At 44.1% G+C, this 20,812-nt stretch carries 21 protein-coding genes; 20 read left to right on the forward strand and 1 reads right to left on the reverse strand.

The window, feature by feature from the left end; genetic code table 11:
* Positions 1 to 5: 5 nt before the first annotated feature.
* The 11 genes from yqiS (at position 6) to BN1067_RS12980 (ending at position 10,562) form a co-directional block, all read left to right on the forward strand.
* A complete protein-coding gene (gene yqiS / locus BN1067_RS12930; protein ID WP_053219273.1) occupies positions 6 to 908 on the forward strand; it encodes a phosphate butyryltransferase in 903 nt (300 codons plus the stop codon).
* A 12-nt stretch (positions 909 to 920) separates the two neighbouring features.
* A complete protein-coding gene (gene bcd / locus BN1067_RS12935) occupies positions 921 to 2,015 on the forward strand; it encodes a branched-chain amino acid dehydrogenase (RefSeq protein ID WP_053219274.1) in 1,095 nt (364 codons plus the stop codon).
* Between the two features lie 36 nt (positions 2,016 to 2,051).
* Complete coding sequence (buk, locus tag BN1067_RS12940) at positions 2,052 to 3,149, forward strand: butyrate kinase (protein WP_110943603.1); 1,098 nt, start codon at positions 2,052 to 2,054, stop codon at positions 3,147 to 3,149.
* 4 nt (positions 3,150 to 3,153) lie between these two features.
* Complete coding sequence (gene lpdA / locus BN1067_RS12945) at positions 3,154 to 4,578, forward strand: dihydrolipoyl dehydrogenase (protein WP_053219276.1); 1,425 nt, start codon at positions 3,154 to 3,156, stop codon at positions 4,576 to 4,578.
* 18 nt (positions 4,579 to 4,596) lie between these two features.
* Complete coding sequence (locus BN1067_RS12950) at positions 4,597 to 5,589, forward strand: thiamine pyrophosphate-dependent dehydrogenase E1 component subunit alpha (RefSeq protein WP_053219277.1); 993 nt, start codon at positions 4,597 to 4,599, stop codon at positions 5,587 to 5,589.
* An 11-nt stretch (positions 5,590 to 5,600) separates the two neighbouring features.
* On the forward strand, positions 5,601 to 6,584 hold the full coding sequence (locus BN1067_RS12955; RefSeq protein ID WP_053219278.1) for an alpha-ketoacid dehydrogenase subunit beta: 984 nt from the start codon (positions 5,601 to 5,603) through the stop codon (positions 6,582 to 6,584).
* A gap of 38 nt (positions 6,585 to 6,622) precedes the next feature.
* The gene (locus BN1067_RS12960; RefSeq protein ID WP_407701381.1) at positions 6,623 to 7,876 is read left to right on the forward strand and encodes a dihydrolipoamide acetyltransferase family protein; all 1,254 of its coding nucleotides are present in this window, start codon (positions 6,623 to 6,625) and stop codon (positions 7,874 to 7,876) included.
* 177 nt (positions 7,877 to 8,053) lie between these two features.
* Positions 8,054 to 8,485 carry a hypothetical protein gene (locus BN1067_RS12965; RefSeq protein ID WP_053219280.1) on the forward strand — a complete coding sequence of 144 codons (432 nt, stop codon included), beginning with the start codon at positions 8,054 to 8,056 and terminating at the stop codon, positions 8,483 to 8,485.
* Positions 8,486 to 8,513: 28 nt separating this feature from the next.
* Entirely contained in the window at positions 8,514 to 8,756 is a 243-nt protein-coding gene (locus BN1067_RS12970) for a hypothetical protein (RefSeq protein ID WP_053219281.1), read from the forward strand.
* Positions 8,757 to 9,086: 330 nt separating this feature from the next.
* Complete coding sequence (locus BN1067_RS12975; RefSeq protein ID WP_053219282.1) at positions 9,087 to 9,518, forward strand: BrxA/BrxB family bacilliredoxin; 432 nt, start codon at positions 9,087 to 9,089, stop codon at positions 9,516 to 9,518.
* 93 nt (positions 9,519 to 9,611) lie between these two features.
* Complete coding sequence (locus BN1067_RS12980) at positions 9,612 to 10,562, forward strand: aromatic acid exporter family protein (RefSeq protein WP_053219283.1); 951 nt, start codon at positions 9,612 to 9,614, stop codon at positions 10,560 to 10,562.
* Positions 10,563 to 10,700: 138 nt separating this feature from the next.
* Here the strand turns inward: BN1067_RS12980 and prli42 are convergent, their stop codons facing one another.
* Entirely contained in the window at positions 10,701 to 10,838 is a 138-nt protein-coding gene (gene prli42, locus BN1067_RS19895; RefSeq protein ID WP_199868526.1) for a stressosome-associated protein Prli42, read from the reverse strand.
* A 171-nt stretch (positions 10,839 to 11,009) separates the two neighbouring features.
* Between prli42 and BN1067_RS12985 the strand changes: the two genes are divergently transcribed.
* The 9 genes from BN1067_RS12985 (at position 11,010) to ddlA (ending at position 20,795) form a co-directional block, all read left to right on the forward strand.
* A complete protein-coding gene (locus BN1067_RS12985; RefSeq protein WP_053219284.1) occupies positions 11,010 to 12,668 on the forward strand; it encodes an acyl-CoA mutase large subunit family protein in 1,659 nt (552 codons plus the stop codon).
* A 12-nt stretch (positions 12,669 to 12,680) separates the two neighbouring features.
* Entirely contained in the window at positions 12,681 to 13,496 is an 816-nt protein-coding gene (mce, locus tag BN1067_RS12990; RefSeq protein WP_053219285.1) for a methylmalonyl-CoA epimerase, read from the forward strand.
* Complete coding sequence (locus BN1067_RS12995; RefSeq protein WP_053219286.1) at positions 13,497 to 15,044, forward strand: acyl-CoA carboxylase subunit beta; 1,548 nt, start codon at positions 13,497 to 13,499, stop codon at positions 15,042 to 15,044.
* A 100-nt stretch (positions 15,045 to 15,144) separates the two neighbouring features.
* Positions 15,145 to 16,272 (forward strand): M20/M25/M40 family metallo-hydrolase, encoded by a 1,128-nt coding sequence (locus BN1067_RS13000; RefSeq protein ID WP_053219287.1) that lies wholly within the window; start codon positions 15,145 to 15,147, stop codon positions 16,270 to 16,272.
* A 112-nt stretch (positions 16,273 to 16,384) separates the two neighbouring features.
* Positions 16,385 to 16,810, forward strand: coding sequence for an OsmC family protein (locus tag BN1067_RS13005; RefSeq protein ID WP_053219288.1), 426 nt, complete (start codon positions 16,385 to 16,387; stop codon positions 16,808 to 16,810).
* Between the two features lie 343 nt (positions 16,811 to 17,153).
* Positions 17,154 to 17,597 (forward strand): RrF2 family transcriptional regulator, encoded by a 444-nt coding sequence (locus BN1067_RS13010; protein ID WP_053219289.1) that lies wholly within the window; start codon positions 17,154 to 17,156, stop codon positions 17,595 to 17,597.
* A 116-nt stretch (positions 17,598 to 17,713) separates the two neighbouring features.
* A complete protein-coding gene (locus BN1067_RS13015; protein ID WP_053219290.1) occupies positions 17,714 to 18,211 on the forward strand; it encodes a Crp/Fnr family transcriptional regulator in 498 nt (165 codons plus the stop codon).
* A gap of 160 nt (positions 18,212 to 18,371) precedes the next feature.
* On the forward strand, positions 18,372 to 19,415 hold the full coding sequence (locus tag BN1067_RS13020; RefSeq protein WP_053219291.1) for a DUF2332 domain-containing protein: 1,044 nt from the start codon (positions 18,372 to 18,374) through the stop codon (positions 19,413 to 19,415).
* A 279-nt stretch (positions 19,416 to 19,694) separates the two neighbouring features.
* Positions 19,695 to 20,795 (forward strand): D-alanine--D-alanine ligase, encoded by a 1,101-nt coding sequence (gene ddlA / locus BN1067_RS13025; RefSeq protein ID WP_053219292.1) that lies wholly within the window; start codon positions 19,695 to 19,697, stop codon positions 20,793 to 20,795.
* Positions 20,796 to 20,812: the final 17 nt, after the last annotated feature.

Raw genomic sequence — 20,812 nt, forward strand, 5'->3', positions numbered from 1 at the left:
GCGGGATGAATCAATTAAACGAACTCTTACAAGTTAACCATCAACACAATAAGAAAAAAATCGCTGTCGTACAGGCGGCTGACAAAGAGGTACTCACAGCAGTAATCGAAGCGAAGGAACGACAGCTTGGCCAATTTATTCTGTATGGTAACAGCGGATTGATCCGTAAGTATTTGGAAGAGGCTGGAGAAAACTTCGAACAAGAGGGTTTGGTAATTATTGATGCAGAAACACCTGCATCAGCAGCAAAGCTTGCGGTAAGGGACGTTAGCAGCGGTAATGCAGATGTTGTGATGAAAGGCAACATTGCAACCAGCACACTGTTAAAAGCTGTGCTCGAAAAACAGGAAGGGCTCCGGACAGAGAACGTTTTATCTCATGTGGCTTTGTTCGAGGTTCCTGGGAGAGATAAAACAATCATCCTGACCGATGCTGCGATGAACATTGCCCCGGATTTGGAAACCAAGGCCAGTATCGTGCATAATGCCGTTCAAGTTGCTAAAAGCATCGGCATCCTTGTTCCAAAGGTGGCTGCTTTGGCAGCAGTAGAAAAGGTGAATCCCGCCATGCAGGCAACCATCGATGCAGCAAGACTTTCCGACATGCAGAAGCAAGGAAAAATCACAGACTGTATAGTGGACGGACCGCTGGCTTTCGATGTGGCTGTTTCGCCTGAAGCTGCAGCCCAAAAAAACATCAAAACAGAAACTGCGGGAAATGCAGATGTTTTGCTAGTACCCAACATCGAAACTGGTAACGCTTTATATAAATCGTTTGTTTATTTTGCCGGGGCCAAGGTGGCTTCAGTCATTGCTGGAGCAAGAGCGCCGATAGTACTGACGTCGCGTTCCGATACGGCTGAAAATAAATTGTATTCATTGGCATTGGCTTTACGGACGTTATTATAAGGAGGAAGAACAATGGAAATATTCAAGTACATGGAAAGTTACGATTACGAGCAATTATTATTTTGTCAGGATGAACAATCGGGGTTAAAAGCTATTGTTGCCATCCATGATACGACCTTGGGACCTGCACTAGGCGGAACCCGGATGTGGACGTATGATTCGGAGGAAGCGGCCATCACGGATGCATTGCGATTAGCGAAAGGGATGACTTACAAAAATGCTGCAGCTGGATTAAACCTGGGCGGTGGAAAAACGGTCATTATCGGTGATCCAAAAAAGGATAAAAACGAAGCGATGTTCCGTGCCTTTGGGCGTTTCATTCAAGGGTTGAACGGCAGGTATATCACAGCTGAGGATGTAGGCACAACCGTAACAGATATGGACTTGATTCATGAAGAAACGGATTTTGTAACCGGTATTTCTCCTGAATTCGGTTCCTCCGGCAATCCGTCTCCGGTTACGGCTTATGGTGTATATAAAGGGATAAAGGCAGCTGCCAAGCAAGCGTTCGGTTCTGATTCCCTTGAAGGAAAAACGATTGCGGTTCAAGGAGTCGGAAACGTTGCCTTCAATCTGTGCGGCCATTTACACGAAGAAGGGGCTCAATTAATTGTAACGGACATTAACAAAGAATCAGTGAACCGGGCAGTGGAAGCATTTGGGGCAAAAGCGGTCGATCCCGAAGATATTTATCAGGTGGATTGTGACATTTATGCACCATGTGCATTAGGTGCTACCATAAATGATGATACCATTCCACAGCTAAAAGCAAAAGTTGTAGCCGGAGCAGCCAATAATCAGTTGAAGGATACAAAACACGGCGATATTCTTCATGAGAGAGGGATCGTTTATGCACCGGATTATGTGATTAATGCAGGTGGAGTAATCAACGTTGCGGATGAATTGATTGGCTATAACAAAGAAAGAGCCATGAAGCGTGTGGAAACCATTTATGGTAACCTGGACCGCGTATTTGAAATTTCAAGACGCGACGGCATTCCTACCTACGTTGCAGCTGACCGTATGGCAGAAGAAAGAATCGAGTCACTTAAACAATCCAGAAGCCAGTTTTTGGCTAATGGGCACCATATTTTAAGCAGAAGATAATCGGCATAAGATGAATGACGGGGGTACGTAACGGTGTTGCAAGTTCATAGAGTATTAGTAATCAATCCAGGTTCGACTTCAACAAAAATCGGTATTTTCGATAATGACCAATACGTGTTTGAAAAAACGATCAGGCATTCCGCTGAAGAACTTAACCAGTATCACCGGGTAATCGATCAATATGCTTTCCGTAAGTCGGTGATTCTGGAGCAGCTTCATCAACAAGGGATCAATATTTCCAAGCTTGACGCCGTTTGCGGTCGGGGTGGACTGCTCCGCCCCATAGAAGGCGGAACTTATCTGGTCAATGAGATGATGTTGCAGGACTTACGCATGGGATATAATGGGGAGCACGCTTCCAATCTTGGTGGAATTTTGGCATATGAAATAGCTTCGGGGTTAAACATCCCTGCGTTTATTGTCGACCCTGTTGTGGTTGACGAATTGGCCGAAATCGCCAGATACTCAGGAGTTCCGGACATTCCAAGAAAAAGTATATTCCATGCCTTAAACCAAAAGGCTGTGGCTAGGCGTGCAGCAGTTGAATTAGAAAAGCCGTATCAGCATTTGCGATTGATTGTAGCCCACATGGGCGGAGGCATTACTGTCGGGGCCCATGATCAGGGTCGGGTAGTAGATGTCAATAATGGCTTGCACGGAGATGGACCGTTTTCGCCAGAGAGAGCTGGTACAGTACCTGCCGGCGATTTGATATCCATGTGTTTTTCCGGTCAGTATTTTCGTGACGAAATGATGGGAAAAATAGTAGGAAAAGGTGGATTGGTGGGTTATTTACAAACCAATGATGCTCAGGAAGTAGAAAGAAGAATGGAAGCTGGCGATGAGCAGGCAAAGATCGTTTATCAAGCAATGGCTTACCAGGTGGCAAAAGAAATCGGATCAATGGCTGCCGTGTTAAACGGAAAAGTTGATGGCATCGTTCTTACCGGAGGACTAGCATATGGTGCGGCGTTTGTTGAATTGATTGCAGAACGGGTCAACTGGATCGCTGATGTACTGGTTTACCCGGGCGAAAATGAATTGCAGGCACTTGCGGAAGGGACAATCCGTGTGCTTTCCGGTGAAGAGGAACCGAAGGAATACCCTAACCCTGCAGAATCAGTGAAGGAGTGAGTCGATGGCAAAAGATTATGATTTAGTGATTGTAGGTGGTGGAACAGGCGGATACGTGGCTGCAATCCGGGCTTCGCAGCTCGGTTTGAAAACAGCAGTTATAGAGAAAGGGAAACTGGGAGGAACATGTCTTCACCAAGGTTGTATCCCTTCCAAAGCTTTGCTTCGAAGTGCTGAAGTTTTCCGTCAGACAAGAGAAGCGGAAAAGTATGGCATTAGCGTATCGGAACCAGCAATTGATTTTTTAAAAGTACAGGAACGAAAACGAAACATCATTGATACGTTACATAAAGGTGTACAGGGACTGATGAAAAAAGGAAAAATAGATGTCTATCACGGAACTGGGAGAATTCTTGGACCGTCCATTTTTTCTCCAACAGCTGGAACAATATCGGTTGAACTGGAGGATGGCGGAGAAAACGAAATGTTGGTGCCGAAAAATGTCATCATTGCAACTGGTTCCAAACCAAAGTCATTACCGGGATTGGCATTGGACGGAGAACTGGTGATGTCTTCTGACCACGCCTTGCAAATGGAAGAATTACCAGAATCGATTGTCATTGTCGGCGGGGGAGTGATTGGCATCGAGTGGGCATCGATGCTGGCTGATTTTGGCGTCAGGGTAGACGTAATCGAGTACTTGGACAGAATTTTACCTACAGAGGATAAAGATGTGGCAAGAGAAATGGCTAGGCAGCTAAAACAAAAAAAGATCAATATCCATACCGGTGCAAAAGTTTTACCGGACTCCCTTCAGAAAGGGTCAGGTATCGAAATTTCAGCAGAAATAAACGGAAAGCAGGAGACTTTTTCGGCAGATAAAATGCTTGTTTCAGTTGGCAGGGAAGCAAATGTAACAAACATTGGCCTTGAAAATACGGATATAGTCGTGGATGAACGTGGAGTAATCAAGGTTAATGATGCTTATCAAACAAAAGAATCCCATATTTACGCCATTGGCGATGTTATCGGGGGAATGCAGCTTGCCCATGTCGCTTCCCATGAAGGGATCAAAGCTGTCGAACATATAGCAGATCATGCACCTGATCCGATTCGGTATGAGCAGGTCCCTTCCTGTATTTATTCCAACCCGGAGGCTGCCAGTGTCGGCTGGACAGAAGATGAGGCGAAGGAAAAAGGTTTTCAAGTTAAAACCGGCAAGATTCCATTTACCGCTATCGGAAAAGCACTGGTTCACGGTGAGTCAGCTGGTTTTGTCAAAGTGATTGCAGATCAAGCAACCGATGATATTCTCGGAATCCATATGATCGGGCCACATGTCACCGATATGATTTCAGAGGCAGGTTTGGCGAAGGTCCTGGATGCCACACCATGGGAAATCGGGGAGACCATCCATCCACACCCGACCTTATCAGAAGCAATTGGTGAGGCTGCGTTAGCCGTGGACGGTAATCAAATACATGGATAATAGCAAGGAGGGAAAAAAATGACGGAAAATAGACATGATAAACTCGGATTGACTGATGAACAAGTTCTGGAGATGTTTCGTACGATGCTGTTGGCAAGACGTATTGACGAGCGAATGTGGTTACTGAACCGTGCCGGAAAGATTCCGTTTGTCATCTCCTGTCAGGGACAGGAAGCAGCACAGGTTGGGGCGGCCTTCGCGCTTGATCGTAAAAAAGACTATGTCCTTCCTTATTACCGGGATTTGGGGGTCGTACTTGCTTTTGGAATGACTGCTAAAGATTTGATGTTATCTGGTTTTGCAAAGGCAGAAGACCCGAACTCCGGGGGGAGACAAATGCCAGGTCACTTTGGACAAAAGAAAAATCGTATTGTTACAGGCTCATCCCCGGTAACTACCCAAGTGCCACATGCAGTAGGCATAGCCCTGGCTGGCAAAATGGAGAAAAAAGACTTTGTCAGTTTTGTCACTTTCGGGGAAGGTTCCTCCAACCAGGGAGATTTTCATGAAGGGGCTAACTTTGCCGGCGTGCACAAATTACCGGTTATCTTCATGGTAGAAAACAATAAATATGCGATTTCCGTACCAGTAAGCAAGCAGCTTGCTTGTGAAAATGTTTCGGACCGTGCTCAAGGCTATGGCATGCCTGGCTTCACAGTAGACGGCAATGACCCGCTGGCGGTTTATGCAGCTGTCAAACAGGCAGCCGAAAGAGGGAGGCGCGGAGAAGGACCAAGTCTGATCGAAGCAGTATCATACCGGCTGACTGCTCATTCAAGCGATGACGATGACCGTACATATCGGTTGAAGGAAGAAGTAGAAGCCGCGCGGCAGGAAGATTCCATCCACACATTTTCGGCCTATCTTCGTGAATTAGGGATTTTAACGGAACAAAAAGAGCAGGAAATGCAAGATGAAATCATGGAGCTTGTCAATGAAGCGACTGATTATGCGGAGAATGCTGCCTACGCAGATCCGGATACAATTTTCAAGCATGTTTATGCAGAGTGAGGAGGGTTTTTATGCCAGTAAAGTCTTATATTCAAGCGGTGACACAAGCCTTGTCAGAGGAAATGGAACACGATGAGAAAGTTTTTGTTCTCGGTGAGGATGTCGGTAAAAGAGGCGGTGTATTCCGTGCTACCGATGGTCTCTACGAGAAATACGGGGAAGCCAGAGTGCTTGATACTCCTTTAGCAGAATCTGCCATCGCCGGTGTCGGAATCGGTGCAGCAATGTATGGCATGCGACCGGTAGCCGAAATGCAATTTGCCGATTTTATTATGCCAGCTGTAAATCAGATTATTTCAGAGGCAGCTAAAATCAGGTACAGATCGAATAACGATTGGAACTGCCCGATTACGATTCGGGCACCTTATGGCGGCGGGGTCCACGGAGCGCTATATCATTCTCAATCCGTTGAAGCGGTTTTTGCCAATCAGCCCGGATTGAAAATTGTCATGCCTTCCACTCCGTATGATGTGAAAGGCCTACTAAAAGCAGCAATCCGTGACGATGATCCTGTCTTGTTTTTTGAACACAAACGAGCTTACCGTCTCATTAAAGGAGAGGTGCCGGAAGAGGATTATACGCTTCCGCTGGGAAAAGCCGACGTCAAAAGAGAAGGTTCCGACATTACAGTGATAACTTATGGTTTATGCGTCCATTTTGCTTTGCAGGCCGCTGAAAAATTGGAGCAAGAAGGCATTGATGCTCATATTCTTGATCTCCGGACAGTTTATCCGCTAGATCGCGAAGCAATTGTAGAAGCAGCCTCCAAAACCGGCAAAGTGTTATTGCTCACAGAAGACAATAAAGAAGGAAGTATTATCGGTGAAGTTGCTGCTATCATTGCAGAAGAATGCTTATTTGACTTGGATGCACCAATCCAGAGGCTGGCAGGGCCGGATGTTCCAGCCATGCCTTACGCACCTACAATGGAGAAGCATTTTATGGTAAATCCAGACAAAGTTGAAAAAGCGATGCGTGAACTGGCAGAATTTTAAGAAGTGGAGGGAACGCTGTGTCCATAGAAAAAATCAACATGCCCCAGCTTGGGGAAAGTGTGACAGAAGGTACCATTAGCCAATGGCTAGTAAAACCTGGAGACCATGTCAACAAATACGATCCGATTGCAGAAGTGATGACGGATAAGGTGAATGCAGAAGTGCCATCATCCTTTACGGGTACGTTGACAGAAATAGCTGCGGAAGAAGGAGAAACTGTAGCTGTTGGGGATTTGATGTGTTACATCGAAGTAGCAGGTGGCGACAGCGTTGCACCTGCGTCTGATGAAACCGGGAAGGATGTAGACCGGCAGGAAGCTCCGTCTGGTGGCAAGTCGGAAGAAACGGCGATGAAAAAAAGATACTCCCCAGCAGTCATGAGGCTTGCACAGGAAAACGATATCCAGCTTGACCAAGTTGAAGGAAGCGGCAAGGGTGGGAGAATCACCCGGAAGGATATAGAAAAAGTAATCGCTGCAGGCGGAACTACCGATCAAAGGGATGATCAAGCAATGCCACAGCCATCCCGAACAGAAAAAGCGAAACCGCAGCAACCTAGCACAGAAACCAGGCAAGAAGTACAAACATGTAGGGGAGCAAAAGAAATTCCGGTAACCGGTGTTCGTAAAGCAATTGCTAATAATATGGTAAAGGCTAAAACAGAGATTCCCCATGCATGGATGATGGTGGAAGTAGACGTGACCAATCTTGTGAAATACCGGAATTCGGTTAAGAAACAATTTAAACAGGAGGAAGGGTTCGGCCTGACGTTTTTTGCTTTTTTCGTAAAAGCTGTTGCTAAAGCGTTGAAAGAGTTCCCTCAATTGAACAGTTCGTGGGCAGGAGATAAAATCATCCAGCACAAAGATGTCAATATCTCGATCGCCGTTGCCAAGGAACAAGAACTTTTTGTACCTGTTATAAAAGCAGCGGATGAAAAAAGCATTAAGGGAATTGCGAAGGACATCCATGGACTTGCTTCGAAAGCGAGAAACGGAAAACTCACAGCTCAGGATATGGAAGGTGGTACTTTCACGGTGAATAATACGGGCTCATTCGGTTCTGTGCAGTCGATGGGAGTCATCAATTATCCTCAAGCTGCCATCCTGCAAGTTGAATCGATTGTCAAGCGTCCTGTTATCATTGAGGATATGTTCGCTGCGAGAGATATGGTGAATCTTTGTCTGTCACTCGATCACCGAGTGCTGGATGGATTGATTTGCGGTCAGTTCCTTGCCCGTTTAAAAGAAATCCTTGAGAATACAAACAGTGAGAACACTCCAATATACTGATTTTAAGGAAGATTGTCACGAAATAAAAACAGGGTGGGTAATGAAAACGGATTGCACCCTGTTTTTTCATGCTCTTTTCTTTAAATTTGCTCTGCGTGTGAGACGGTATCACAACAAAGGAAATAGCTTCCTTTCTATGGTAAACTTGGTATATTACTTATGATGGATTCAGGAGGGATGACCATTACCAGATGGTTGGCTGCAGTTGTAGTTCTGATGCTGGTTTTTGTAATCGGATACCTGTCTGGATATGCTGGTGGACAAGAAACTTCCGATGGTCGATCGTTGCTAATCGGTAAGCCGGAAAATAACACGGAGAAGGTGGAATATAGCGTTCGATATACGGATAAAAAATCATCAGAGGTAATCGACCGTTTTTTGATGATTTATTCGCAAAGCGAGCCTACTTTCCCGGAAAATATAGACCAATCAAGTCCAGATATAGTACTGTCGTTGAATAATGATTCGAGATCTGTTCGGCTACTTGACGTACGTCTCTGGTTTTCAGATAATAGTGCGATCATTGGTCATAAAAGATCCTCGTCCTGGCATTTCCGAAAAATCACAAAGCAAGATACTGACTATTTAAAAAAATTGGCAACATGGTAGAAAATAAGCGAACCAAAGGAGAGAGAAAATGATTGTAGGACGTATATTATACATTTTAGGATTGGTATTTGCGGTTTATAGTACCGCAGTATTGGTCATGTCATTTTTTACAGGTGGGGGAAATATCATGATGATATTCGGCATGCTGAATGGATTCATCGCCATGGGGGTCGGCGATCTGGTCATCGACATGTATAAAAGGAAATCGGCTGTGGCTGGCGGAGAACTCGACACCAAGGATAAGGAAGAAGATGACATAAGTGAAGGATGATATCACTTGTTATGGGAAGGTTAGGGGTTTAAGAATCCTGCATGTTATTATTGCAGACTAAAATTCTCATGAAGCTTCCTCCACTGGAGCGAATGCCCATTTGCTTGGAGCAATTGCACTAGACGCTGTCATACCGGAAGAGCAGTCGCATTTTTATATAGGAAAGTTACAAGATTATTTAAGTGTTGAAAGACTTTCAAGGTTTCCAGAAAAGTACGTGAATTAAGTCAGGCTAGCGTATTGGTTTATCGCTAAACAGTCTGATTGAAACGGCAGGATATTCTTGGTACTATGAGAATAGCAAAATCAACTTGTAAGGAGAGGGTTTAAGTGGATTTCAATTTATTCATGGAAGATGTCGTCAACTCGGCGCGTAAAGATATAACAGAAGCAGGCTATGAAGAATTAAAAACACCTGAAGAGGTAGATCATGCTTTAAACCGCAAAGGAACAACGTTGGTAATGGTCAATTCTACTTGTGGATGTGCGGGAGGAGTTGCCCGTCCGGCGGCTGCTAATGCCATTCATTATGATAAGCGGCCAGACCACTTAGTAACTGTTTTTGCTGGTCAGGACAAGGAAGCAACCGAAAAAGCAAGAAGCTACTTTGAAGGATATCCGCCATCTTCCCCATCTTTCGCCTTTTTAAAGGACGGGAAAATTGTAAAAATGGTAGAGCGTCACGACATAGAAGGATTTGGACCGGTAGATGTTGTAGAAAAATTACAGCATATTTTTGACGAACATTGTGAAGAAATATAAAAATACCACAGAAGATTTACCTTGCCACAAACTGTGACAAGGTTTTTTTCTCTCATCATTCCGTGAAGAATATGGAAGTAAGGAGTTCAAAGCGTGAAAATAGGATACCGAACTTTAAAGACAGCGATCGGGACACCGATAGCTATTTGGCTGGCTCAATTGCTGCAATTGCAAAATTTTGTATCGGCAGGAATAATTGCTCTGCTATGTATTCAGCCGACGCGAAAACGATCGATGCTTACTTCATGGCATCGTTTTGGCGCATGCCTTTTGGCCATGGTGTTTTCTTTTGCCGTTTTTGAAACGATTGGATTCCATCCGTTTGCGATCGGCATCCTGCTGATTTTGTTCATTCCAACCACTGTTTTACTGAAATTGACACCGGGAATAGTGACAAGCTCGGTAATCATTCTTCATTTATACAGTTCCGGCCAGATAACTGTTTCGTTATTGATCAACGAATTTATCCTCATAATTATCGGGATTGGTACAGCATTGCTTTTAAATATGTACATGCCAAGTCTGGAAAATAACCTTTTAGACTTACAGGAAAAAGTGGAGGAAAATTTTCGCACCATCTTGAAGGAAATAGCTATCTATCTAAAGGAAGGCCGGGAAACATGGACGGGAAAAGAATTGAAGGAAACAGAAGAATTACTGAATGAGGCAGAACGTTTGGTCGCAAGGGATATTGAAAACCATGTGCTAAGAGATAAACATACGTTTTTTGACTATTTTGTTATGCGAAAAAAACAATTTGAAATGCTTCGTCGCATGCTTCCGCTAGTTAGTCAAATGGACAGGTTATATGAACAAAACTATCGGATGGCTGGTTTCTTCGATGAATTGGCCGATGCAGTACATCCGGGAAACACAGCAAAACTTCATTTGGAAACGATACGGGAAATGCGCAAAACGTTTGATAAGGACGACTTGCCAAAAACCCGGGTCGAATTTGAAACAAGAGCGAACTTGTTTCGATTGCTTTATGAGATCGAGCAGTACCTAGTGTTGAAAAAAACGTATAAGCCGAGTGATGTATAACATGCTTGGAAGTTCGCGGATTATATAGTGGTAAAGCGGAGTTTTATATAGAAATAGCTAATCTTGCCGGGTTTCCAACCTATCAAAAAGGCTGTCATTGTTTTATCCGTGAAGTGATAATGCAATGACAGCCTGTTTTTATATGAACATAGATAATCCCATTGTCAAGGTAGACAATACCATAGCGACAATCATGATATAAATAACTAACTTGATTCGTCTCTCACGTTTGGATGGTTTACGTTGTACAGTCTGTTCTGTATGTTTTTTTGCCATATCCTTACCTCCTTCGCCCCGATAGCTACTTGTATTTTACCGCGATTAAGAAGATTGAACAAGCCCCCTTACCATTAAAAATTCAAACAATTTCATATATAATAAAAATAAGCAAAAAGGATTTTAGGATGGCTTTCTAGAAAAGGTATAAACAGATAAAGGAGGAACCGTATGGGGAAAGAACCAGATTTTATCAACCAAAAAAAGATTTGGGAAAGAACAGTCCAAAAAACGACTCAACGGTATCCGGAAAGACAGGAAAGTTTCGAAACAAGTTCCGGGATACCAATTGATCGATTATATGCGCCTGAGCAGCCTCAGGAAGATTATCAGGCAAAACTTGGGTTTCCTGGTCAATATCCATTCACGCGTGGTATTCAGCCGACTATGTATCGGAGCAGGTATTGGACAATGCGGCAGTACGCAGGTTTCGGTTCAGCTCGGGAAACGAACCAGCGTTTCCGCTATTTACTGCAACAAGGGCAAACCGGCCTGTCTGTCGCTTTTGATCTTCCGACCCAAATCGGTTATGACTCTGATGATAGCATGGCAGAAGGAGAAGTTGGCAAAGTAGGTGTTGCCATCGATTCCCTGAAAGACATGGAAGTTTTGTTCGATTCAATACCGTTAGATCAAGTAAGTACTTCCATGACGATTAATGCACCCGCTTCTGTACTACTGTGTATGTATATTGCAGTTGGAGAAAAACAGGGAGTCGATCCGGAGCGACTGACCGGAACCATTCAGAATGACATTTTGAAAGAATACATCGCCAGGGGAACTTATATATTTCCGCCGAAGCCATCGATGCGTCTAATTACCGATATTTTCGAATACTGTCAAAGGGAGATGCCCCGCTTTAACACGATTAGCATATCGGGTTACCATATCAGAGAGGCTGGATCGACTGCCGTTCAAGAAGTTGCTTTCACCCTTGCTAACGGTGTTGCCTATGTAGATGCAGCCTTAGCTTCCGGGCTTGATATAGACCAGTTTGCCCCACGCCTTGCCTTTTTCTTTAATGCCCATAATCAGTTTTTTGAAGAGGTGGCAAAATTCAGGGCGGCTCGACGGATTTGGGCAAAAATCATGAAAGAAAGATACGATGCCAAGGAGCCGAAAAGCTGGAAGCTGCGGTTCCATACCCAGACGGGTGGTTCAACTCTTACTGCGCAGCAGTCGGATAACAATATTGTTCGGGTAGCTTTGCAAGCGCTTTCTGCCGTGTTAGGAGGGACACAAAGCCTGCACACGAACTCAAGAGACGAAGCCCTTTCACTTCCGACAGAGGAATCGGCCAGGATTGCGCTAAGGACCCAGCAAATCATCGCCAATGAAAGCGGTGCAGCCGATACGGTAGATCCTCTTGGGGGATCCTATTATGTAGAAAGCTTGACGGATGAAATCGAAAAACGGGCATGGGAATACATTGAGAAAATTGATAAGTTAGGCGGTGCTGTTCAAGCAGTCGAAGCAGGTTATATGCAGCGAGAGATTCATCAAGCTGCTTACGAAACCCAAAAGAAAATTGAATCTGGCGAGGAAATCGTGGTCGGTCTTAACCAATTTATTGAAGAAGAAGATGTACAGCCTGATTTGATGAAAGTTGATGAAGAGCTTGAAGCAGGTCAAAAACACACTGTGCAGCAAGTCCGGTTGGGACGCAACCAAGAGGAGGCGGATCGTTGTCTCTATGAGCTTGCAAAAGCTGCAGCTGATACAACCACCAACTTAATGCCATATATTTTGCAAGCTGTCAAAGCCTATTGCACCGTAGGAGAAATTTGCAACACACTAAGAAAAGAGTTCGGCGAGTACAACGGCATATAGGAGGGAAAGAGGATGAAACAAATTCGTGTATTAATAGGAAAAGCTGGATTGGACGGCCATGACCGTGGTGCGCTTGTCATCGCCCAGGCACTGCGTGATCACGGAATGGAAGTCATTTATACCGGATTGAGACAATCCCCGGATCAAATTGCCCAGGCTGCTGTTCAGGAAGATGTCGATGTAGTCGGTCTCTCTTCCTTATCCGGCGCGCACCGATCGCTTTTTCCAAAGGTGGTTGAAGCGTTGCAGGCGCGTAATGCGAAAGATATCCCTGTTATAGGCGGCGGTGTCATACCCGCTGAAGATATCCCTTTCCTGGAAGAAAAAGGGATTAAAAAAATATTCACTAGCGGTGCCTCTACCGATGATTTGGCTTCTTACATCAAGCGTCTAGTCGGGGCGAGTACCGCTCCTCCTAAAAAAATAGCCCACATCGGGATAGCTGTCAGGCAAATAAAGGAATCGCTCCCTTTTTATCAGGATATCCTGGGTCTGGATGTTGAAAAAATAGAAGAAGTAGAATCGGAACAAGTAAGAGTCGCCTTTTTGAGAATAGGGGAAACAAGGATTGAATTACTGGAACCAATGAATGAACAATCAGCCATTCACCGTTTTATCGAAAAGAAAGGAGAAGGAGTTCATCACCTTGCCTTTGAAGTAGATGATTTGGAGGAGCGTTTGTCCGAATACCGAAGCAAAGGAGTACCGTTGCTTAATGAAACTCCTGTCACAGGTGCAGAAAACAGCCAAATTGCTTTTGTTCATCCCAAGGCTGCAAGTCGTGTGTTGATTGAATTATGTCAGCATCAGGAATCGGAGGTAGAATGAATGGATATTTTTGATAGAATCAATGAATTGTACGATAAGAGAAGAAAAGTAGAAATGGGCGGCGGGGATGAACGGATCGATAAGCAGCATGAAAGAGGAAAAATGACAGCACGTGAACGTATTGCTTATCTGTTGGATGAAGGCTCTTTTGTGGAATTAAACCCATTTATCGAACATCGGGTAAACGATTTTGGGATGGCGGAAAAGGATGCCCCGGGCGAAGGGGTCGTGACCGGATATGGAGAAATCGACGGCAGGGCAATATATTTGTTCGCCCAGGATTTCACGGTGTATGGCGGCGCGCTTGGCGAAATGCATGCCAAAAAAATTGCGTCTGTGATGGACCTTGCTGTGAAAAACGGAACCCCTTTTATTGGATTGAATGATTCCGGCGGCGCACGTATCCAAGAAGGCGTTTCCTCATTGGATGGGTATGGGCAGGTCTTTTACCGAAATGCAATCTATTCAGGGGTTATTCCTCAAATTTCAGTGATTTTGGGTCCATGTGCAGGCGGGGCTGTTTATTCACCAGCGATAACCGATTTCGTGATCATGGTGGAGAATACGTCGCAAATGTTTATCACAGGGCCGAAAGTAATCGAGACCGTAACAGGAGAAAGTATCAGTGCCGAAGATCTCGGAGGTGCTGCTATACATAACCAAGTCAGCGGCAATGCTCATTTAAAGGCAGAAACAGAGGAGGAAGCATTGGACCAGGTTCGCCGCCTTCTCCATTTTCTACCTGCAAACAATGAGGAAAGACCGCCTGCTGTCCCTTTTCAAGAGGAGGAGGATTATCGAGCGGACTTAACAGACGTGGTTCCATTCGATACGATTCGTCCTTATGATGTCCGTCATATAATCGAACAAGTGGTCGACGACGGTTCCTTTTTGGAAATTCAACCTCAGTTTGCCAAAAATATTGTTGTCGGTTTTGCCAGGCTGCATGGTGAGACGGTAGGATTGGTTTGTAACCAGCCGAAGCATCTGGCCGGAAGTCTTGATATCGATGCCAGTGATAAAGCAGCACGTTTCATCCGCTTTTGTGACAGCTTTCATATCCCATTGATAACGTTCGAAGATGTTACCGGTTTTTTTCCTGGTGTCAAACAGGAACATGGCGGTATCATTCGTCATGGGGCAAAAATTTTGTATGCTTATTCTGAAGCCACTGTCCCAAAGATCACCGTGATAACAAGGAAAGCTTATGGAGGGGCTTATGTGGCGCTGAATAGCAAATCGATCGGTGCAGACCTGGTTTTTGCCTGGCCAAATGCGGAAATTGCCGTAATGGGTCCGGATGGAGCAGCCAATATTATTTTTGCCAGGGAAATTGCTGAAAGTGAGGATCCAGAGCAAACGCGACGTGAAAAAATTGCCACCTATAGAGAAAAGTTTGCCAACCCTTATGTTGCAGCAGGACTTGGGATGATTGATGACATCATCGATCCGAGGGAAACGAGGATCGCGCTGCTTAAGGGATTGAAAATGTTGAAAAACAAAAAGGAAGAACGACCGGCCAAAAAACACGGCAACATTCCATTATAATGGGAAAATAGGATGAAAAAATTGACAGGGGTCCTCGAATTTAAGTAACGTAGAAAAGAGACTAGAAAGTCCTTTTAAACAACGAGGAGGTACGTGAAACATGCCAGAAGTTAATCAGGACCGAATAGTGGAGGAGTTTTTGGAACTTGTCCAGGTAAATTCGGAGACAGAACATGAAGAAGAAATCGTAAAAGTATTGAGGAAAAAATTCACAGCACTTGGGCTGGAAGTAGTAGAGGATAACAGCAAATCCAAGACCGGACATGGGGCCAACAACCTCATATGTACGTTGAAAGGAAACAAAGCGGAAGCTGACACGATATATTTTACCTCTCATATGGATACCGTCGTTCCTGGTAACGACATTAAGCCTTCCGTAAAAGACGGCTATATTGTATCGGATGGGACAACGATTTTGGGAGCTGATGACAAAGCAGGTTTGGCAGCCATGTTGGAAGCCATCAGACTTTTGAAAGAAAATGATCTCCCTCATGGTGACATCCAATTTGTCATTACGGCCGGAGAAGAGTCTGGTCTTGTCGGGGCAAAGGCTCTGGATATTTCCTTGGTGAAAGCTTCCTATGGATATGCCGTGGATAGTAATGGGACCGTCGGAGATATCATTGTAGCTGCTCCGACTCAGGCCAAAATCAACGCTGTGGTGAAAGGGAAAACAGCACATGCCGGTGTTGCTCCGGAAAATGGCATTTCGGCGATCACGTTAGCAGCAAAGGCTATTTCTAAAATGCCGCTTGGACGGATTGATGAAGAGACGACTGCCAATATCGGACGCTTTGAAGGTGGCTCGAAAACCAATATCGTTTGCGACCATGTTGAAATTCTGGCAGAAGCCCGTTCTCTTATCCCGGAAAAAATGGAGGCCCAGGTTAAGAAAATGCAACAGGCTTTTGAAGAAACAGCGGAAGAATTTGGCGGTAGTGTAAATGTAGACGTAAAAGTGATGTACCCTGGCTACAAACAGCAGGCTGGAGATCATGTCGTAGAAGTGGCACGCAGAGCAGCAAAGACCATCGGGCGGGAGAGCCAGCTATTGCAAAGCGGAGGAGGCAGTGATGCCAACGTTATTGCCGGACATGGTATTCCAACCGTTAATTTAGCTGTCGGATATGAAGATATTCATACAACCAATGAACGGATGCCGGTTGGAGAGCTGGTGAAAGTAGCGGAATTAATTACGGCTATTGCCACTGAAGCTGCCAACTCATAGAATAAGTGGGCTGTACCGATTTCGGGACAGCCTTTCTAAAACTCCGTTTCGTCCGCATAAACAAAATCAAGAAGAGAAAAGTAGAATTAAATTAGAAGAAAGGGGCTTGATGATGAAAAACGTCATAAGATGGAACGAAAAGCTTTCTTTTACGGGTTCAACTCCTTCTGGTCATCCTATCCATATGGATGCTTCCAAAGATGCAGGAGGTGAAAATAGAGGGGCTCGTCCTACTGAATTATTATTAAATGCGGTAGCAGGATGTACCGCCATCGACATCGTGTCAATTTTGAAAAAAATGCGACTGAACCCTGATTCATTTGAAGTGGAAATAGATGGAGAACGTGCAGAAAGTCATCCTAAACGTTTTACTAGCATCCATGTCCATTATGTTTTGGAAGGTGACCTTCCGGAAGATAAAGTAGTCCGGGCAATTCAGTTATCAAAGGACACGTATTGTTCCGTTGCCCATTCAGTAAATGCGGAGCTTACGGTCAGCTATTCGATAAACGGGGAACAGGGCAGTAAAGAGATGTAAGAAGAAAAACGGTGGAGATGCATTCAGCTTAACGGTTCCTGTATCTCTGCCAAAGTTTCCCTTCTACAAATAAGATGGGAGCTGTTGCTTTTTTGAGACGGCCTTTTTTAAAAAGCCATCAACTTTCAGGAGATAACCAATCGTTCAGGATGAATCCAAATTTGAATAGTTCCTTCTTGTAATTCGTTTCCCAGTTCATTGTTTTCCAAAGTATTTAATAAATTTAGCATACTCGCTTGTTTCTAAGGTAGATTTTTACGGAATAGGGTTGACAGAAGGAACTATAATAAATATTATTACAGTTAAACATCTACTTTTAGATTAACAGGTAGGAGGCTTCCTAGTGAATAGTGATTTCAGCCTTGCCGTTCATAGTTTAACCTTTCTTTCTCTACAGCTTGATCAAATGGCGACAAGCCATGCGATTGCGGAAAGTGCAAGTGTTCACCCTGTCAGGATAAGGAAGATTCTCGGTTTGTTGCGTAAGCAAGGTTTTATCGTTACCAAAGAAGGCTGTGGCGGAGGATTTATATTACAGAAAAGCCCAGCCGACATAAAGCTGAATGAAATTTATAAAATAACAAGCGAAGGTGCATTGGTGCCAAAGTGCCCGCCTCCCAATTCGGAATGTGTAGTAGGGGCGAACATGAAACAGGCAATTACTTCGATTTTTGGGGATGCCGAAAATCAGTTGGAATCCTTTTTGTCAGATTATAGTATAAAAGATGTGGCTAGCCTCGTAACCCATGAGCCCATAGAGGTTGCTGAAGCACTTACCGGAGAGTAAGTTGTTATGCCGCGCTTTAAGGATAAGTTTGGAAAGACGATTATTTTATAAATAGATTGCGCCTTAAATGTAATGAAAAAAATTACAGTATTTTTTCAGTATGAGGAGGTAATAAGATGCAGAGGACAGGACGAAAACAATTGGACAATGAATGGGAAAAAAATCACCAAACATTAATGCAATATGGGGAAATGGGACAGGCTGGAGAAAGTGAGTTAATCTATTCGTTTGACCAACCTGCAAACGCTGTGTTCTTTCTTACAAAAGGATTTATCCGCCTTGTCAACAGAGAGACATGCCGTTCAAAAATTATCGGCGCTGGCGAATTTTTTGGTGATCGCTCGGTATTTTTGACCAAACACCTATACGTCGAAGCTGTAACTCCAGTTGCGTTTATCCGGCTTGATGATACAGCATACAGCAAGCTGGTGAGGAACGAGCCTAAACTTGCGGTTGAGTTGATCAGTCATATGTCGAAGAATCATATTTATTTAACCGAGAAGCAGTCTTTGCTTTCCGAAACAAAAGAATTATTCAGTCAAGTGAAAAAAGGGTATGCCAAACTTCACCGTTTTAAAAAGAATGATCCCTCACTTTGCTGCCATTGTTCCTGATAAAGTAAAAAGGAGCTGTCTAAGTTGTTACAAACTTATGGACAGCTCCTTTTCACGTTTCCTACCATAATTTACCCATTTTTATGTAGAGAGTGAAGGAGTTTTTTTCATCGTAGCGAAAGGATAGGTTAGTAACTTTATCGAACAAAGGGGATATTATATGACTAATCAACACTATTCCGTGTTATTTTTACGATTTTCCGTTCAGGAATGCAAGGAATCAAGCGGGTTATATGAGTGTCTGGCAAAGGAAATTGCGGGCGATGAAGAGCTCCTGCAATTGTGCGAACATGCCCGAGTCGGGCAGCCAGTACCAAACTTGCTGCTTGGTGCGGTTCACTATCTATTACCCAAGGGCGATCATCCATTACAAAGATTTTACGCCAGCTTGACGTCGAACCCTGATCGGCCCGAAAATGCTTTTCCCTATTTCAAGGATTTTTGTCAGTCACACCTAAACGAGATCAGGAGATTGCTTGCCAGCAAACTGGTACAGACTAATGAAGTTGGAAGGTGTGCTTATCTGTATCCGGCTTTTTGTTATATGTATGAACAAACGAAGCGCCCGCTGGCTCTCGTGGAATTGGGAAGCAGTGCGGGACTCCAATTGATCTGGGATAAATATGCCTATCGTTACCAAAATGGTTTGATCCATGGGAATCAAGACTCCCCTTTAATATTGACCTCCGAAGTTAAAACGGAACAACCGCCGGCCCTGATGAAATCAAGTCCTCCCGTGACAGCTCGAATTGGGTTGGATTTACATATAAACAATTTGGAGAAGTCAGAGGACTATCATTGGCTGAAGGCATTGATCTGGCCAGAGCATCATGTGAGAAGAGATGCCTTTGAAAAAGCATCTGCTCTTTTTAAAGAAGAGGCAAGCAACATCCAATTAGTCGAAGGAAACGGGGTTGAATTATTGGAAGAAACCGTAAAGAGCCTGCCTTCTGACTCAACGGTCTGTGTGTTTCATACGCATGTAGCAAATCAAATACCGGAAAAGGAAAAACAAATACTGGTTGAAGGAATCAATCGCCTTGGCAAGCAGAGAGAGGTATTTCATCTTTACAATAACATGCAGGACCGCTTGCTTCATCTTGACAGAATGACGGAAGGGAAGAGCTATCGGAGAACGATTGGAAGGACAGATGGTCATGGCCGCTGGTTCGAATGGCTTTTATCTCCACTAGAGATGTCTTAATAGGTAATATCTTATTTTCATTTAGAACTAAAGTCCACCCCTGCTTTCTACCCGGACTCAGTTAAAAGTTTAGAGGAAGGAGAAATGCTTTCTCCTAGAAAGAAGGGTTGCTCCAGTGTGTGACTAAATAGGGCGGCGTACAAGTTTGAAAAGGTTTCACTCGGTCACGGCCGGTTGTGGGATGAATGAGTGGAAGATATAGAAGAAAAATGATTTCAGACAAGCTCTGTTTTGATATGATAATAGAGAAAGTTATTTGCAACATATTAGGAGGCTGACATGGAGAAAAAAATCAGGGTAGGTTTGATATTTGGCGGCAAATCTGCAGAGCACGAGGTATCCTTGCAATCTGCCAAAAACATTGTAGACGCAATTAATAAAGATAAATATGAAGTGACATTAATCGGAATCGACAAAGATGGCAAATGGCATTTAAACCATGCTTCCCATTACTTAATCAATGAAGAAAATCCGAAGCTGATCGAATTGAATAAATCCAACCGGCATGTAGCGTTAATTCCAGGAGAAGATCAGCAGCAAATCATGAATTTAAGTGAGGAAGCGAAGCTGGAACAACTCGATGTCATTTTTCCGATTTTACATGGTACGCTTGGTGAGGACGGCAGTATTCAGGGAATGATGCGCATGTCCAATTTACCTTATGTCGGATCGAATGTCCTCGGCTCAGCGGTATGCATGGATAAAGATATCACAAAGAAATTGCTGCAGCAGGCCGGTATAGAAGTAGCAAAGTCTTTAACAGTGAAAAAGCATCAAAAAGAAGCAGTGTCTTTTACCAAGGCGAAAGAGCAGTTAGGATTGCCGATTTTTATCAAGCCAGCAAGCCAGGGATCATCCGTAGGCGTCAGTAAGGTGAACGATGAAGAAGCCTTCCAAAAAGCCCTCGAAACCGCTTTCCGCTATGACCACAAAATATTGATAGAAGAAAGTGTGGAGGGTCGTGAGGTAGAATGTGCCATATTAGGTAATGAGGAACCAAAGGCCTCGTTGCCGGGTGAGATTTTACCGCAGGGAGATTTTTATTCCTACGAAACGAAATACATCGATGAAAATGGAGCGGTGCTAGAGATACCCGCGAAATTGTCCAAAGAAGAGATTCAAAACATTCAAAATACTGCACTTGATGCCTTTCGATTGTTGGAATGTGAAGGTCTGGCAAGAGTCGACTTTTTCCTGAAAAAGGATGGCAGCCTTGTATTGAATGAAGTAAATACGCTGCCTGGTTTTACAAAAATCAGCATGTACCCTCAGCTTTGGGGTGTAACCGGGTTATCTTATCCGGATTTGATTGATGAATTAATTCAATTGGCCATTGCAAGACATGATAGAGATAAAGCATTAAAAAACACGGTGGAATAAACACGTAGATTCCGGTT

The organism is Virgibacillus senegalensis (assembly GCF_000821245.2).
Taxonomy (GTDB): Bacteria; Bacillota; Bacilli; order Bacillales; family Amphibacillaceae; genus Sediminibacillus; species Sediminibacillus senegalensis.

Bases quoted from the DNA above. Each gene is read 5' to 3' on its own strand.
- yqiS (WP_053219273.1), top strand. From the start codon at position 6: ATGAATCAATTAAACGAACTCTTACAAGTTAACCATCAACACAATAAG.
- bcd (WP_053219274.1), top strand. From the start codon at position 921: ATGGAAATATTCAAGTACATGGAAAGTTACGATTACGAGCAATTATTA.
- lpdA (WP_053219276.1), top strand. From the start codon at position 3,154: ATGGCAAAAGATTATGATTTAGTGATTGTAGGTGGTGGAACAGGCGGA.
- BN1067_RS12950 (WP_053219277.1), top strand. From the start codon at position 4,597: ATGACGGAAAATAGACATGATAAACTCGGATTGACTGATGAACAAGTT.
- BN1067_RS12955 (WP_053219278.1), top strand. From the start codon at position 5,601: ATGCCAGTAAAGTCTTATATTCAAGCGGTGACACAAGCCTTGTCAGAG.
- BN1067_RS12960 (WP_407701381.1), top strand. From the start codon at position 6,623: ATGCCCCAGCTTGGGGAAAGTGTGACAGAAGGTACCATTAGCCAATGG.
- BN1067_RS12965 (WP_053219280.1), top strand. From the start codon at position 8,054: ATGACCATTACCAGATGGTTGGCTGCAGTTGTAGTTCTGATGCTGGTT.
- BN1067_RS12970 (WP_053219281.1), top strand. From the start codon at position 8,514: ATGATTGTAGGACGTATATTATACATTTTAGGATTGGTATTTGCGGTT.
- prli42 (WP_199868526.1), bottom strand. From the start codon at position 10,838: ATGGCAAAAAAACATACAGAACAGACTGTACAACGTAAACCATCCAAA.
- BN1067_RS12985 (WP_053219284.1), top strand. From the start codon at position 11,010: ATGGGGAAAGAACCAGATTTTATCAACCAAAAAAAGATTTGGGAAAGA.
- mce (WP_053219285.1), top strand. From the start codon at position 12,681: ATGAAACAAATTCGTGTATTAATAGGAAAAGCTGGATTGGACGGCCAT.
- BN1067_RS12995 (WP_053219286.1), top strand. From the start codon at position 13,497: ATGGATATTTTTGATAGAATCAATGAATTGTACGATAAGAGAAGAAAA.
- BN1067_RS13000 (WP_053219287.1), top strand. From the start codon at position 15,145: ATGCCAGAAGTTAATCAGGACCGAATAGTGGAGGAGTTTTTGGAACTT.
- BN1067_RS13005 (WP_053219288.1), top strand. From the start codon at position 16,385: ATGAAAAACGTCATAAGATGGAACGAAAAGCTTTCTTTTACGGGTTCA.
- BN1067_RS13015 (WP_053219290.1), top strand. From the start codon at position 17,714: ATGCAGAGGACAGGACGAAAACAATTGGACAATGAATGGGAAAAAAAT.
- BN1067_RS13020 (WP_053219291.1), top strand. From the start codon at position 18,372: ATGACTAATCAACACTATTCCGTGTTATTTTTACGATTTTCCGTTCAG.
- ddlA (WP_053219292.1), top strand. From the start codon at position 19,695: ATGGAGAAAAAAATCAGGGTAGGTTTGATATTTGGCGGCAAATCTGCA.